16 protein-coding genes are annotated in these 15287 nt (G+C 48.0%); 10 read left to right on the forward strand and 6 right to left on the reverse strand.

Annotated elements, in window-relative coordinates; all coding sequences use genetic code 11:
- Positions 1–13: 13 nt before the first annotated feature.
- A complete protein-coding gene (locus FHS17_RS00130; protein WP_167272169.1) occupies positions 14–469 on the reverse strand; it encodes a MarR family winged helix-turn-helix transcriptional regulator in 456 nt (151 codons plus the stop codon).
- A 181-nt stretch (positions 470–650) separates the two neighbouring features.
- Here FHS17_RS00130 and FHS17_RS00135 point away from each other — a divergent pair, with 181 nt between their 5' ends.
- The gene (locus FHS17_RS00135; protein WP_167272174.1) at positions 651–1046 is read left to right on the forward strand and encodes a YhgE/Pip family protein; all 396 of its coding nucleotides are present in this window, start codon (positions 651–653) and stop codon (positions 1044–1046) included.
- Positions 1047–1065: 19 nt separating this feature from the next.
- Here FHS17_RS00135 and FHS17_RS00140 read toward each other — a convergent pair.
- Positions 1066–2216 (reverse strand): IS3 family transposase gene (locus FHS17_RS00140; RefSeq protein ID WP_279590316.1). Its coding sequence is split into 2 segments (ribosomal slippage): positions 1066–1961 and positions 1961–2216, totalling 1152 coding nucleotides; the frame shifts between segments, so codons are not numbered across the junction.
- Between the two features lie 107 nt (positions 2217–2323).
- On the opposite strand from FHS17_RS00140, the gene FHS17_RS00145 reads away from it, so the two are divergent.
- Entirely contained in the window at positions 2324–3925 is a 1602-nt protein-coding gene (locus FHS17_RS00145) for a YhgE/Pip family protein (RefSeq protein WP_167272180.1), read from the forward strand.
- A gap of 81 nt (positions 3926–4006) precedes the next feature.
- Positions 4007–4582 carry a xanthine phosphoribosyltransferase gene (locus FHS17_RS00150; protein ID WP_167272187.1) on the forward strand — a complete coding sequence of 192 codons (576 nt, stop codon included), beginning with the start codon at positions 4007–4009 and terminating at the stop codon, positions 4580–4582.
- Positions 4583–4656: 74 nt separating this feature from the next.
- Here FHS17_RS00150 and FHS17_RS00155 read toward each other — a convergent pair whose 3' ends face one another.
- A complete protein-coding gene (locus FHS17_RS00155; RefSeq protein ID WP_167272195.1) occupies positions 4657–5985 on the reverse strand; it encodes an FAD-dependent oxidoreductase in 1329 nt (442 codons plus the stop codon).
- 362 nt (positions 5986–6347) lie between these two features.
- Between FHS17_RS00155 and FHS17_RS00160 the strand changes: the two genes are divergently transcribed.
- The 3 genes from FHS17_RS00160 to FHS17_RS00170 are packed head-to-tail and all read left to right on the forward strand — an operon-like array spanning position 6348 to position 9526.
- Positions 6348–7955 (forward strand): RsmB/NOP family class I SAM-dependent RNA methyltransferase, encoded by a 1608-nt coding sequence (locus FHS17_RS00160; RefSeq protein WP_167272202.1) that lies wholly within the window; start codon positions 6348–6350, stop codon positions 7953–7955.
- Position 7956: 1 nt separating this feature from the next.
- Positions 7957–8706 carry a pseudouridine synthase gene (locus FHS17_RS00165; RefSeq protein WP_167272205.1) on the forward strand — a complete coding sequence of 250 codons (750 nt, stop codon included), beginning with the start codon at positions 7957–7959 and terminating at the stop codon, positions 8704–8706.
- Between the two features lie 22 nt (positions 8707–8728).
- Positions 8729–9526 carry a Cof-type HAD-IIB family hydrolase gene (locus FHS17_RS00170; protein ID WP_208420182.1) on the forward strand — a complete coding sequence of 266 codons (798 nt, stop codon included), beginning with the start codon at positions 8729–8731 and terminating at the stop codon, positions 9524–9526.
- A 78-nt stretch (positions 9527–9604) separates the two neighbouring features.
- On the opposite strand, the gene FHS17_RS00175 is transcribed toward FHS17_RS00170, so the two are convergent.
- From FHS17_RS00175 to FHS17_RS00185, 3 genes are all read right to left on the reverse strand, one after another.
- On the reverse strand, positions 9605–9703 hold the full coding sequence (locus FHS17_RS00175) for a dihydroorotate dehydrogenase (protein WP_167272209.1): 99 nt from the start codon (positions 9701–9703) through the stop codon (positions 9605–9607).
- 206 nt (positions 9704–9909) lie between these two features.
- Positions 9910–11322 carry an RsmF rRNA methyltransferase first C-terminal domain-containing protein gene (locus tag FHS17_RS00180; protein ID WP_167272214.1) on the reverse strand — a complete coding sequence of 471 codons (1413 nt, stop codon included), beginning with the start codon at positions 11320–11322 and terminating at the stop codon, positions 9910–9912.
- 21 nt (positions 11323–11343) lie between these two features.
- A complete protein-coding gene (locus tag FHS17_RS00185; protein ID WP_167272219.1) occupies positions 11344–13080 on the reverse strand; it encodes a DEAD/DEAH box helicase in 1737 nt (578 codons plus the stop codon).
- 141 nt (positions 13081–13221) lie between these two features.
- On the opposite strand from FHS17_RS00185, the gene FHS17_RS00190 reads away from it, so the two are divergent.
- From FHS17_RS00190 to FHS17_RS00205, 4 genes are read left to right on the forward strand one after another with little or no spacing between them, the layout of a single operon-like run.
- Entirely contained in the window at positions 13222–13419 is a 198-nt protein-coding gene (locus FHS17_RS00190; protein WP_167272225.1) for a YwbE family protein, read from the forward strand.
- 16 nt (positions 13420–13435) lie between these two features.
- Positions 13436–13738 carry a hypothetical protein gene (locus FHS17_RS00195; protein WP_167272231.1) on the forward strand — a complete coding sequence of 101 codons (303 nt, stop codon included), beginning with the start codon at positions 13436–13438 and terminating at the stop codon, positions 13736–13738.
- Positions 13739–13765: 27 nt separating this feature from the next.
- Positions 13766–14521: a GNAT family N-acetyltransferase gene (locus FHS17_RS00200; RefSeq protein WP_167272234.1), complete on the forward strand. Its 756-nt coding sequence runs from the start codon at positions 13766–13768 to the stop codon at positions 14519–14521.
- Positions 14522–14538: 17 nt separating this feature from the next.
- Positions 14539–15207 (forward strand): LysE family translocator, encoded by a 669-nt coding sequence (locus FHS17_RS00205; RefSeq protein ID WP_167272237.1) that lies wholly within the window; start codon positions 14539–14541, stop codon positions 15205–15207.
- Positions 15208–15287: the final 80 nt, after the last annotated feature.

Raw genomic sequence — 15287 nt, forward strand, 5'->3', positions numbered from 1 at the left:
ACAACCTCCTTTCTTAGTTGCGAGACCGGATTCGCTGTTCTGCGGTCTCATTAAATTTTAGCAGCAGATTTCCTAGTAAACGGACTTCATCCTCGGACCAATCCGAGAGCAGCTGTTTGAAAAATACTTCCCTTGACTCACGTACTTCTGCCAGCAGCGAAGGTGCTTCCTCTGTTAATTCCAATAGACTGATTCGTGCATCATTCGGATCTGTCAGTCTCCTGATCAGACCTTTAGACTCTAAAGCCGCAATCTGTCTGCTAACCGTTGAAATATCAAGCTGTAAGATGGTTGAGATCGTCTTGATCGCGACTGCTCCGGCTTTCTCCAAATGCTGCAGAATAAGGTAAGAGGAGCGGTCCATTTCTTTGCCCATTATATTGGACAGCCGTGCAGCTTCGGCTCGGCGGATAAAAATCGAAATCTGACTTTCAATCATGCTGAAGGGAGATTGCACGTTTATATTCATATCGACGAATCCATTCCTGACGTTAGTTATTATCGTTAGCTTACCGTTCGTGCTTGCATAATGCAAGTAAGCTGGTAAGTAATGTTTTCATAGATTTAGTATTTGCATTCTCAAAATAAACTTGTATAATACAATGGTTATTACTTGTATGATACAAATAAATAGTAGGAGTGCTTGGCGAATGAAGGGAAACTTGTTTTGGACCAACCTCAAATTAATGGCGAACCACAAAACACTTCGAGTGGGTTCAATTATTTTGTTATTTATCCCGTTGCTATACGCAGGAATGTTCCTCGCAGGCTACTGGGATCCTTATGGACAATTGAATAAGCTTCCAGTTGCCATTGTGAATGAGGATAAGGGGGCTGTCTCGGAAGGGAAAGATCTTCATCTTGGGCAGGATATTGTGGACAATATGAAGAGTACTTCTGCTTTGGATTATCACTTTGTTGACCGCGACAACGCGGATAAAGGATTGTATGACGGTGATTACTATATGACGATTCTCATACCTGACAACTTTTCAACAAGTGTAACTACCTTAACAGATGAGAATGTACCTCTGTCAATGAAGTAGACACATAAAACCGAGAGAATTAGGCCGCAGGACGGTACATACGTTCGTATTGAATAGGTGTGTGATACCCTATGGAAGAATGGATTCTCTTTCCATTATAGAAGCAAGTTATATATTCAAAAATGCGCTTTCGAGCCTGCTCACGCGTTTTGAATTTTTCTAGATAAATGAGCTCTTTCTTAATGATGCTATGGAAAGACTCGATGCATGCATTGTCGTAGCAGTTTCCTTTACGGCTCATGCTGCCTTGCATTTTATATTCTTTCAATAGTTCTTGATAATCATGAGATGCATATTGACTACCGCGATCAGAATGGTGTAGAAGTGCTTCAGACGGCCGCTGTTGGTTGTAAGCTCGTTTAAGTGCTGTAATAACCAACTCTTTAGTCATCCGTGTGTCCATATGAAACCCTACGATCTTGCGACTGTACAGATCCATGACGCTGGCAAGATACAACCATCCCTCATTTGTTGGGATGTAGGTAATATCCGTTACCCATGTCTTGTTCGGGGCTAGTACGTTAAATTTCTGCTCCAGTACGTTCTCATGCACCGGCAGATTGTGCTTGGAGTTAGTTGTAGCTTTATATTTCTTCACCGTCCGAGATCGTAAGCCTAGTTCCTTCATTATTCTTGAGACCGTTTTTTCGGACACTTTAACTTGTTGCTTCAGCAACATCTTGTGAACTTTAGGACTGCCGTACAAACGACGGCTATCCAGGAAGATTCGGCGTATCCGCCGTTCTAATTTCTTACGTCGTACTTCGCGTTTGCTTTCCTTACGAATACTCCATTTGTAATAACCGCTTCTAGATACTTCTAGGGTTTTGCACATCTTTGCAACTCGACACTTAAAGCGGTACTGGTGGATGAATGAATAGATTAGCGCCGGTCTTTCGCAAAGTAGTGCATGGCCTTTTTTAGGATGTCGTTTTCCTCTTCCAGGTCACGAATTCGTTTCTGGAGATCTCGCATAGCCTTATCTTCCGGCTTCAGTTGTCCACTGCCAGGAAAGGCTTGTTTTCCGGATTCTTGATATTCTGTTATCCATCGGTACAAAGTGTTTTCGCTGATCCCCAGTTCTCGGGCTACCTGCGCCACCACCTTGCCTTCTTCTTTAATCATCTGGACTGTTTGTAGTTTAAACTCTTTATCGTACCTTTTTGTCATGTTGGAACACCTCGAATTAAGATAATTTTTATTCTATCCCATTCTCGGTTCTCCGTGTCTACTTTTTAGTCTAGCATCAGAATCCCAAGCCTGCTGAGTTAGTATTCATGACGAACCCGGGGAACAATTATGTATCGGGACAAATTGGCAGTAATGTACTGAAGGAATTGAAAGCAGAAGTAAGCCAAAATTTGATCAAGAGCTACACCAAGACGGTATATGGAAAAATGCAACAAATGGCGGATGGGTTCTCCACAGCAAGCAGCGGTGCTTTGCACTTAACGGAAGGAACCGAGACAGCACAGGACGGCGTAAGTAAGCTGCATAATGGAATCGAATCACTTGCTGGCGGTGTAATGAAGTTAAGCAACAGCAGTAAACCACTTAAGCAAGGAATCGACCAGCTTAGCAGCGGAGCAGATGGTTTGGTATCAGGAACGGCTGCTTTGACAGATAACCTAGGAAAATTGAATGCATCCGGGGAACAGCTGACTACCGAACTAAGCAACTGGCAAAAGGATATGGTGGAATGGGCCAAAGCTGCGAAAACAGCTTCTAAAGGTGCATCTGACATGAATGGAACAGCTTCAAGCTTACAGTCGCAGCTCCAAACTTATTTGGCGAAGCATCCGGAATTGAAGGATGATTCATCGTTTGCAGCAATTGTTAACGACAGTGAGAAGCTGGTTCAAGTTGCGGACAATGTCGGCAAGTCCGTGCAGGAGCTAGAGCAGCCCGGTGCGGCAGCACAACAATCTGGAGCAAAGCTCGCCGCGGGTCAGACGGCTGTCTTGAGAGGAATCTCTGAAGCTTATACAGGCAGCAGTAAGCTAGCAGCCGGAAGCTCACAGTTGAATGAAGGACTGCACAGCTATAGTCTAGGAATCGATAAGCTGCAGGGAGGCATCAGCCAGCTGGCTGGAGGTGCTCAGCAGTTGAACAACGGCTCCGAGGAACTGCTTGGCGGTGTAATCCGACTGGTAGATGGTTCCAAGCAATTAACGGATAAGCTGTCTGATGCCGCGCAATCAACAGCGAGTATTGAAGTCAGTGATGCAGAGCTCGATATGTATGCTCAGCCGATTCAACTGGAGCAGAATGATTTAAATACGGTTAAGACCTATGCTGCCGGATCAGCTCCTTATTTTCTTGCCTTAGGTTTATTAGTAGGATCTTTGATGGCGTCCAATATCATTCATTTCCAAGAGGGGCAAGTACGTTCGGCATGGCAGAAGTTTTGGGGCAGAATCAGCCTATTTTATCTCGTCGCTTTGCTTCAAACGATTGTACTTGACTTGATTATTCTCTATGCCATTGGTCTAGAGGTTCAAAGTGTACCGAAATTCTACTTGTTTACATTAGTTACGGCATGTACATTCACTACACTTATACTAATGCTTGTCTCCATCTTTGGTACGCTTGGTAAGCTTGTCGCTATTGCCCTAGTGGTTACGCAGCTGGCAAGCAGCGGCGGAACCTTCCCAATGGAGCTGGCACCGCAATGGATACAGGCGATTGGTCAATGTCTGCCGATGACGTATGTGCTGCGCGGTATGAAGAGTGTGATTTCAACAAGCAACTGGGATATGTACTGGAGCAACACGGGCATTCTGATGGTTTATTTGGTTGGCTTTGCTGCCGTTATGTTTGCTGCCTACTTCCTTCGTTCACGGAAAGAATTGCCGGCTTCTACAGCAGCTGCTCATTAAAATAAATGAGGAGTCTTGCGAACTTCCTGATTTCCGAGTAGTCTCAATATATAAGATTTGAGCAGGAGGGTTTATGAGGTTATGAAAGCTTTGCAGGATAAAATTCGTGAGGAAGGGATCGTACTCAGTGATACAGTACTGAAGGTCGATTCCTTCCTGAATCATCAGGTGGATGCTCAGTTAATGTGGGAGATCGGCCAATGTTTTGCTGCTGCATATGAAGGCGAAGGGATAACGAAAGTGTTGACGCTGGAATCGTCCGGCATCGCGCCGGCAGTCATGACAGCTCTTGCCCTTCAGGTACCGCTTGTATTCGCGCGGAAGCAGAAGTCGCTGACACTTCGTGATGATCTGTATGTTGAGGAGGTCTATTCCTTCACGAAGCAGGTGAAGAGCGAGGTAGCCATTTCACGCAAATTCTTATCATCAGGGGAACGCGTGTTGATCATTGATGATTTTCTTGCCTATGGTGAAGCGGCTTTTGGTATGGCTAGAATCATTGAGACAGCTGGAGCTAGTGTTGCCGGGATTGGAATTGTCATTGAGAAGTCATTCCAGAATGGTGCGGATCGGTTGAAGGAAGCGGGATACCGAGTTGATTCGCTTGCCAGAATCTCTGTTCTTTCTCCGGATGGCATTCAATTTGTAGAGGAATAAGCCATACAAAACAAAAACTTGCGAAAGCTCCGTAAAAGGCAGCTCTCGCAAGTTTTTTTGTTAACCTGACTTACTTACATCGCCTGTAATCCGGCTTGATTGAGAAGGTTCCATGGTTTGTTGTAATGCGGCTGGAAGAAGAAGTCGACGAAGGTAAGTTCATTCATCGTCATGCTGTTCTGGATGCAGACCGACATCGTATTAATGGCCTGAGTTAAATCATCCTTCGACATGACTTGAGCTCCGACAATTCGGCCTGTATTTGCTTCATAGACTACTTTGAGCTGCACTTTCTCGTAGGTTGGCATAAACTCAGGGCGGTCGTTGTCCTCGATTGTGACAGTTTTCACATTCATGCCTGCATCAAGTGCAGCAAGCTCAGTTAATCCTGTCGATGCGATGTTGCTGTCATATATTTTAATACCCGAAGTACCTTGTGTGCCCATATAACGGACAGTTGGCTCTATCAGGTTGCGGGCGACTAATGTTCCCATTCGTACGGCGTTTGTTGCCAGAGGAATGTAAGCATGTTTATGCGTCGGATTGTAATAGACGGCGCAGCTGTCACCGGCTGCGAATACATCAGGATGGCTGGTACGCATATACTCATCTACGATAATGGCTCCGTTAGGCAGCATGTCGACCTGGCCTCTTAACAGATCCGTATTAGGCCGGAAACCGATGCATAAGACGACCAGATCCGTCTCATACTCCCCAGCTGTTGTTACGACTTTGGCAACTTGACCATCTTCGCCGAGGAAGCCAGTCACGGTTTGAGCAAGCTTGAGTTCAATACCACGCTGCTGCAGTTCTCCCTCAATGGCATCTGTAAATTCACGATCAAGATATTTGAACAGGATTCGGTCCATATTATCAATTAGTGTGACCTGCTTGCCAAGCTGCTCGAACGCTTCAACAAGCTCGATGCCGATATAGCCTGCACCAATAACGGTGATTCGTTTGGCGTGCTTCGCTTTTTCTATGATGGTCTGCGCGTGGTTGTAGTTTTTGCACAGCAGGATATTGTCCAGCTCCATACCTTTAAGCTTCGGAATAATCGGCCACGATCCAGTCGTCACGACAAGCTTATCGTACTCGTCAAGTTGTTCCTCATTCGTTTCGAGATTACGTGCCAGAATAGTCTTGGCTTCTGTATGGACTTCCAGGACATCATGGCGCAAGTTCATCTTAACTCCCATTGCGGTTAACTGCTCGGGCGATGCGTAGAACAGCTTATTCACATCTTGTACGACGCCGCCGACATGGAGGGCAATGCCGCACGAGAGGAACGATACATTGTCATTGCGTTCGTATACCGTAATTTGTGCTTCGGGATAAAGCTTAGCCATTTGAGTAACAGCGGCGGTACCTGCATGTGTGCAACCAATAACAGCGATCTTCATAGAAAATTCCTCCTCAATTTCCTGTGAAATAATTCACAAACATCGTTGCAAAAAAGGAAGCAGACCATATTAGGGGATGAAGAGTAGGGTTGGTTGGTGGTGGCGGCTTCCGATAAAAAGGGATGATATAGAATGCAACTTGTTATGTGATTTAATTCACAATCCTTTTGTTGCTTTTATCATATGCGAGATATTCGAATTTGACAAGGGGTTGTGATTAATTTCACATATTCATCACAAATGATGAATAAAGGGCTGCGGATAGCTAAATCATGAATTCATCTTTGAATTCAAGGAGCATTGGAGTATACTCGAAGTTATATTTCAAAGAGCGTTTAAGCTGCTTGCAAGGGGATGACCAGATGTCAGGCTATTTGCCGATTGCTTTTACAACAAAGATGAAATCACTGCTTGGAGAAGAATATGATCGTTTTATCTCTTCTTATGATGACCCGCGCTTGTACGGGATTCGCGTAAATCGGTTAAAGCTTAACGGTGAAGCATGGAAAGCGATATCTCCACTGGGAGATGCTATCCGTCCAATACCTTGGGTAGAAGATGGCTACTATTATGAAGAAGGTGCAAGACCAGGCAAGCATCCGCATTATCATGCCGGTCTTTACTATATTCAAGAGCCAAGTGCGATGGCTCCTGTGGAATTGCTGGATGTTCAACCAGGGCAGAAGGTGCTGGATCTGTGCGCGGCGCCTGGCGGCAAGTCCACTCAAATCGCGGCAAAGCTGCAAGGCAGCGGTGTTCTAGTCAGCAATGATAATGCAAAAGAACGGACGAAGGCATTAGCGAAAAATATCGAGCTTGCCGGTGTTCGCAACGCGGTCATTCTCAATGAGGAGCCCTCAGCACTTGCTCCAGCATTCGGGCAATGGTTCGACCGTATTCTCGTAGATGCCCCATGTTCAGGTGAAGGCATGTTCCGCAAGGACGAGTCAATGATCGCAGAGTGGGAGAAGCATTCTATTGAACGCTGCTCAACTATGCAGCGGCATATTTTACGTGATGCGGCTGCTATGCTTGCCCCTGGCGGCATACTTGTCTATTCGACTTGTACGTTCTCTCCTGAGGAGAATGAATCACAAATCGCCGAGCTGCTTGCCGAGCTGCCAGACTTTGAAGTCGTACAAGTGGAACCTCTTTACGGCTGGAAGAATGGACAGCCTGATTGGGCGGGCGAAGCAGGGCGCGAACTCGCACCTGCGCGCTTAGCCTCTCTTTCTGGTACGGTTAGACTCTGGCCCCATCATATTGAAGGGGAAGGGCATTATGCGGCAGTGCTGAGACGCAAGGAGTCTGACGAGGCAGCTGCTATTTCTCCTGATATCGAAGCTCAGAAAGAGACGCGTAAGAAGCATCCAAAGGGCAATGCGGGAGCTACTTTGCGCGCAGCCGAGAAACGTGGTGCTCAAGGGGCGAAGGATGTTGGTAAGCTGAACAAAGCGCCTGAGCGTAATAATGGACGTCATACAGGCCGTGGTCAAACAGAGACGATAGATCCGTCAGCGATGTGGCTTGATTTTGTGGAGCGGGAGTTGTCAGATGCTTTCGAAGCCACGGGAACCGTTCAATGCTTTGGCTCAAGAGTTTATCTTCAGCCAGCTTCCTTGCCTTCTTTGGACGGGCTGCGTGTCGTCCGTGCTGGCTGGTACGTTGGGGACGCGGGGCGTAATAAGTTCGAGCCGTCACAAGCGCTTGCCTTGGGACTGCGCCAATCTGAAGCAGTGCGTTCGATTAATATGCAGTCGGATGATCCTAACGTTATACGTTATTTGAAGGGCGAGACCCTGTTTGTAGAAGCGGGTCAGTTAACGATTGCACAAAGGGAGGGCAAGACGCCTCAACCTTTGAAAGGATATGCCTTAGTATGCACGGATGGTTACCCGATCGGATGGGGCAAATATTCGACAGACGGTATGCTGAAGAATGAGCTGCCAGCTGGCTGGAGGTGGATGTAAGATGGCGAAAAAGATGCGTTTGGACAAACTATTATCTCATACAGGTTATGGGACGCGCAGCGAGATCAAGAAGCTGGTGAAGCAGGGAATAGTGACGGTTTCAGGCAAAGTCGTCAAGGATAGCGGACTCCTGGTTGATCCGGAGCTGGACGAAGTTGCCTATGACGGAGAACGGGTGATGTACCGGGAAGTCATCTATTTGATGATGAATAAGCCTCCCGGTGTTATTTCGGCAACAGAGGATAAGCGGGAGCAGACGGTTATCGATTTACTTGAGCCTGAAGATCAAATCATGGAGCCCTTTCCTGTTGGAAGACTGGATAAGGATACGGTTGGTCTGCTGCTGCTGACAAATGACGGGCAGTTGGCTCATGAGCTCCTGTCCCCGCGCAAGCATGTCCCGAAGACTTATGAAGCTGTAGTGCAAGGGGATGTCGGCGAGAAAGATCAGGAGCAGTTCAAGACAGGCGTGATACTGGATGATGGATATGTGACGATGCCGTCAAATTTGAAGATTTTGAAAAAAGACCATGATGAGGGTGGCGTTACTTCGGTTATATCCCTTACGATAATGGAAGGTAAGTTCCATCAAGTGAAGCGGATGTTCGAGTCAGTAGGCAAAAAAGTCGTATACTTAAAGAGAGTATCGATGGGACCACTTGAACTAGATACGGATCTTGAGGAAGGAACATACCGTGAATTAACGGACGAGGAGCTTGCGCTTTTGCGGGCTCACCGGGCATCGGAGTAAATATAGAGATAGGAGTGGGGAAATGACACTGCAGTATGATTTGATTGCACTTGATGTGGATGGTACGTTATTAACGGATGACCACCAATTGACAAGCAAGACGCGTGAGGCTGTGCGGGAAGCGGCTGAACGCGGAGCGGGTATTGTGTTATGCACCGGCCGTGCTCCTGTAAGTGTATTTCCGGTTCTGGAGGAGCTGGGACTTAACGGAGTCATAATTACGCATAACGGCGGAGCGACAATTAATTCAGACACAAGAACAATCATTCATCAATATGAGATTGCACCGCAGCAGCTTGAGCCGTTTCTGGCCTATTGCCGGACGAACCATGTTCACTTTGACTTAAATACAGCCTTCAGTATGATGGTGGAATCGATGACACCTGAGCTTGAGGATATGTACAGCAAGTTCCATGCTGCACCGTCCATTCTGGAGCGTGGGACACAGCTGCCTGAAGGGCTTGTGAAGTTTACGATATTTGGTGACAAGGAAGAGATGGACCGCGTGCAGAAAGATTGGGAGCAATGGCCGCCATCGCTGTTGACCATTCGCAGCGGAGACTTCTTTATCGACGTCCATCATCCGGAGGCAAGCAAAGGCAGAGCCCTGCAGCAGTTTGCTCTTAGTCAAGGGATTGACCGGAGCCGGATTCTGGCGATCGGTAATTATTTTAACGATATCTCCATGCTAGAGTACGCCGGATGCGGAATTGCGATGGGCAATTCACCTGACGGGGTAAAAGAAGCAGCAGATGCTGTAGCGCGTTCAAATGCTGAAGACGGCGTTGCGCATGCCTTACGTGAGTTCGCTTGGAGCTAAACATAACGAAAGAAGGGGCAGCCCCTGGTCATAAGACCATTTAGGCTGCCCCTTCTTCATGTGGTAGGTTTGGTATTATTACCAATGATGAAGTCCTCTAACGATGATTACCAGAAGAATGAAAAGGACAAGGATGAAACCTACCGTATTGACGCCGCCTCCATATACGCCAGACATGCTAATTCCTCCTTGTAGTTGTATTCCGCTGGAGGGCCTCTGTCACTCGAGTACAATCGCCCTTCCGTTCGGTATACAGTATTGTATGTGATTTGCCCTGATTCGAATGGACGCTTATCACGGTACATTCATAATTGGGTAATCACCTAATGAGGAAAGCTTGATCTGCACGGCAGGGAGGAGGATCCCTGACAATCGCCGCTCTATTAGCTGAAGCGGCGAAGCCCTTTCGGCAGGTGATTTTTCAACTGACCGCTGCTTGCTTTAGCCCAGCCAAGCGGCAAACCATCAACGGCAACAAGACCCCAGCCGTTTACATCTCCAATGGCAGGAAGGGTCTCCCCGCGCAGATAAGCGGCAATCTCAGGTGAATCAGGCGGATAGTTCTGTACCCAGGCTGCCTCCTCCGACTGTACGGCGAGAGCAAGCGCATGCGCGGGCTCCAGCCGGTTCTTACGGATGTCGCCGAGGTGCAGACCAGGCCGTGCGACCTTGAGGCCGTCAAGATCAGCAGCGCCAAAGCTGCCATTGGATTGATGTGGCAGCCAGTAGAGGGCATCACCGAAGCGAATAGGCTCCCCTGCGCCTAAAGTGAATCCCGGTAATGCCTGCTCGGCAAAGCTGCTCCACAAGGCAAGCTCAGCTGTGAGCGGCTTTGCTTGCCTTGCTGAACGCTTATCGCGCTCACGCCGTTTGTTTTTGCTGCTGCGGAGGTCAGGTTCGTCGATGTGGCCGACTTTCAGCAGATCCTCATCCGCAGCTTTGCGGAGCCGGGCTACAAAATGACCTTCTCCACGAACCTGATGCGGCCACAGCCGCTCGATCTGTTCGACGTGGAAGGAGGGATGAGACACAATGAATTGTTCAATCGTATCTTCATTCTCAGAACGGTTAAACGTACAAGTAGAATAGACAAGCACGCCGCCTGGCTTCAGCATGATGGCTGCATGCTCTAATATATCTGCAGAGCGCGCGGCACAATAGGTGACATGCTCTTCCGACCATTCCGTAATAGCGAGTTCATCCTTACGGAACATACCTTCTCCAGAACAGGGAGAGTCTAACATAATTCGGTCGAAGAAGGCAGGGAAGCGTTTGGACAATTCTTGTGGCGCAGCATTTGTAACAACGGCGTTGCGAATGCCCAGCCGCTCTACATTTTCGCTAAGAATCTTAGCTCTTGCAGGATGGATTTCGTTTGCAATAAGTAATCCTTCGCCGTTCATACTGCCAGCAATTTGAGTCGTCTTGCCGCCCGGAGCTGCAGCGAAGTCTAGTATTGTCTCGCCTGGCTGGGCGTCTAACAGCTCAGCAGCAGACATAGCTGATGGCTCCTGAATATAATAAAGGCCAGCAGTGTGATAAGGGTGCTTGCCCGGTCTTGTAGATTCCTCATAATAATAGCCTGTCTTGCACCAAGGTACTGGTTCCAAATGAAACGGCTGCTTAAGAGCAGCAGCCGCATTGTCCCCGATTAGTTGTCGACATTTCAATGGATTAATCCGCAGCCCGAAAGCACGGGCATCGTTGTAACTGTCAAGAAACCGCTCGGCTTCTTCCCTTCCGAGAAGAGCCTGCATTTGCCGGACATAAGCTTCCGGCAGCTGCACGTTCTTCAATGTACTGCAACTCCTTTATTCTTATCTGTTACGACCGCCAGAGCTTGGACCACGCGATGAACCGCCACGCGTCCCGCCTCTGTTACCGTTGTTGCTGCCGCCGCGCGAATCTCGTCCGCCACGTGGTGCGCTGCTTGATGGCCCGCGCGAATCTTTATTGCTGCTTGGCCGGCCTTCCCATCTGCCGCCAGTAGAAGCGCCGCGCGTATTGCCGCGTGCTGCGCCATCTTGAGACCGCTCTCCTCTGCTGCCGCCAGTTGATGGCCCGCGCGAATTGCCGCGTTCTGAACCGCCTTGAGTACGTGTACCGCCACCACGGTTAGCACCACGAGCATCTCTGCCGCCGCGTCCACTAGATTCACGTTCGCCTTTCCCGCCGCGTTCATTGCTGCCAACTTCCCACGGATTGCTTTCTGTGTTGCTGGCTACCGCAGCACGTTCCGGCTTGCCGCGTCCGCCTGCTTGTGAACGGCCTGCACTGCCACCGCGTTCATTACGATCGCCTCTGCCGCTGCGTCCGCCTTGCGCTGGTTTTGAATCACGACCACCGCGACCGCGTCCTCCGCGTTCCGGCTTGCCGCCTCTGTCATAGCTTTTACCTTCGCTGCTAGGACGTGGTGTAGTAACCTTCACAATTGTGCCGTCCGCTTCCACAGTGCGGCGCTCAAGTACAGCATTGATACTGCGCTCGATATGGGCAACCGCTCCGCGATCATAAGGCGATGCAATGGTTATTGCAGTTCCGCGTTGTCCAGCACGGCCAGTACGGCCAATACGGTGAATATAAATTTCGGAATCCGTTGGAACATCAAAGTTAAAGACATGGGTAACGCCTTCCACATCAAGCCCACGTGCTGCAACGTCTGTTGCGACAAGAATTTGAAGCTTCGCATCGCGGAAACGTTTCATGACTTGCTCACGTTTAGCTTGTGTAAGATCCCCGTGAAGCTCATCTGATTCAAAGCCATGATCTTGAAGATCCTTGTTTAGTTTTTTCGCGCGAACCTTCGTCCGGCAGAAAATAACAGCCAGGTAAGGGCGCTGTGATTCGATCATGGAAATTAGTGCTTTTTGCCGTCCGCGGTCAGTCGTCTCTACAACAAGCTGTTTGATATTGTCCAAAGTTACGTTTGCGCTTTGAATTTTGATATCAACAGGTACCTTCATATAATTTTCTGCAAGACGTTTAATCGCATCCGGCATTGTAGCAGAGAAGAGCATCGTTTGACGAGCACGAGGTGTCTGTTCAACAATGCTTTGTACTTCAGGAAGGAAGCCCATATGCAGCATTTGATCGGCTTCATCCAGTACGAGCATTTTCAGCTTGCCCAGGTTGATCGTTTCACGTCTCATATGGTCAATCAGACGACCAGGCGTTGCAACAACGATATGTGGTGCGTTATTCAATTTGCGGATTTGTGCGTCAACATCTTGTCCGCCATACGCGGCAAGAACTTTGGCGCCTACAGCAGGTACCAGCTTTTTCAGCTCGCTAGTGATCTGGATTGCCAATTCACGTGTTGGAGTAAGAATAAGGGCTTGTACCTGATCTTTAGTAATATCGATTTTCTGCAGGATTGGCAGAGCGAATGCTATCGTTTTTCCTGTTCCTGTCTGAGCCTGGGCAATGACATCTTGTCCGGACAGGAGGACAGGGATTGCTTTCTTTTGTACAGGCGTAGGGGTTGTAATACCGTCTGATTGCAGAATATCTGTTATCTCCGGGATAATACCCATTGCACTAAATTCGTTTGACATTTGTAAATGTTCCTCATTTCATCGATCTCGTTTAACGTTTAGTATAACAGTTGTGCCTTGGAAGTGCATCTTTCAGCTACATATGCTATGCTGTGCGTCATAAACTATTAAGCATACATGCGAATGAAGGAATGATCAACAGTGACAAATGGTACACAGAGAGCTTCGGTTAAGCCGGGGCTGGAGGTCGATATCGTTCTAAAGCAGGATCAGCGGACAGGTAAGCTGACGCGTGGAATTGTTAAGGACTTGCTTACAAATTCACCAAATCACCCTCACGGCATTAAGGTGCGTCTGACAGATGGCCAGGTCGGAAGAGTTAAGCATATTTATACGTAAGTAAAGGAGCAATGCCATGGCATTCGGTATTTCCAGGGCTGAAATGACGGCATGGAAGGAAGCGGTCGCCCGCGGGGAGATTGCGTTCCTGACGCATTATTGGGTTGACCCGCGATTTCCAGGTATGAAGACTGTGACGAAGGTAGGCTGCTCTGATCTGGATAAGCTGGCAGAGTGGTGTCTAAGGAATGGTCTCAATCCGAAGTATATACATAGACGTGATTTATTTCCTCATTTTGATCTGCTTGGGCCTAAACAGCGTGAAATCTTGCTTAGGGAGAATCAGTTGGCACAGCTCGAGCGGTTTCATCTTATATAGTCTTTGGTAAGGGGGAGGAGAATAGATTTGGACAATCCTTTATATAGGAAGTTAGAGGAGCTGAGTTTAAACGCTTGGCCATCCCTTCAGACATCCGTCTATGACGGCTGGCTGCTGCGGTATGCGAATGGTTATACGAAACGATCCAATTGCGTTATGCCGCTGTATGAAAGTCATGGCGATGCCGAGGGGAAAATCCGTTATTGCGAGCAGATTTATTCGGTACTTGGATTAGATTTTGTCTTCAAAATAACACCATTCGCAAGTCCTAGTCATCTAGATTCTTTATTAGAGGAACAGGGATACCGGATTGTGGAGCCTGTGTATGTAAAGACGGCCTCCTTATTGGAGCTGCCTGTACCAGCAGGTGATCACTGTCAGATTGATGACCATATGAATGAGCGTTGGTTTGAAGAATTTACGCAAATGATGCCGCTCTCTGATGCGCATAGAGAAACAGCGGTGAAATTGCTCAATAGTATGCCGCCTATCAAATGTTTCGTTACGGTATATTCGGAGGATGGTACTCCTGCTGCCTGCGGGATTGGCGTTGTTGAACAAGGGTATATTGGGCTGTACGATATTGTAACTTCACAGCAGTTCCGTAATCAGGGGTTTGGCTATCAGTTAGTGCTTCAGATCCTTCATTGGGGTAAGCAGAATGGGGCGACTGACGCTTATTTATTGGTTGTTCAGGAAAACAAGCCTGCGAATCGGTTGTATGACAAGTTTGGTTTTGAGACGCAATATGAGTATTGGTATCGGGTTAAATCTAAGAAGTAGGATGCGTGAACGGTAGTATGGCTTTATGGCTTTCTTTTGTACAAGGCTTTTTATTTTCTTTATCTTTATGCTTTGATCTGGGCATGGTGAATGTCGCCATTATTAAAACCGGTGTTGAACGCGGCTTTAAGCCGTCATTTATGATCGGTTTTGGTTCATGTTTTGGGGACTTAACGTATCTTGCACTTGCGCTTGTAGGCTTTAGTTTTGTTCTGGAAATTACGGTTGTCCGTTGGGTTCTATGGATTGCGGGGACGGCGGTACTGCTTCTGCTAGCTTATAAAATGGCGAGAGAGTCTGTTCATCCAAAAATGATCGATTGGAATGTCAGAGAGGGCAGCGGGGAAACTGGGCATAAGCGAAGGAGATATCTGTCTGACTTCCTGTTTGGCTTAGGAACGGCTTTATCTTCGCCGACCATTATGCTATGGTTCGTTGCCTCGGCGGGGCCGATTGTAGCAGAGATGCACGGAAGCAGCCGTTATGCAATTGCGGTATTTATAGCAGGCTTCTTCACGGCAGGCTTGTTATGGTCGCTTGGCATGGCCTTCATCAGCAGCAGGGCTGGCAAAGCACTTGGCGCCAAGTTCGTGAGAGTGATCTCTCTGCTCTCAGCGGTTCTGTTTGTTTATTTTGCAGTCCGGGTATTCTGGTCGGGACTGCAGGTTGTGCTGGGCAATGAGTAGGTGGGGGCGAGGGGAACGGATAACGGAGTGGTGTGGCTGATACGTTGCGCCTTCTGCAGTATAGTACTCTGGTAAGACTA

The organism is Paenibacillus lupini, assembly GCF_011761355.1.
GTDB lineage: Bacteria > Bacillota > Bacilli > Paenibacillales > Paenibacillaceae > Pristimantibacillus > Pristimantibacillus lupini.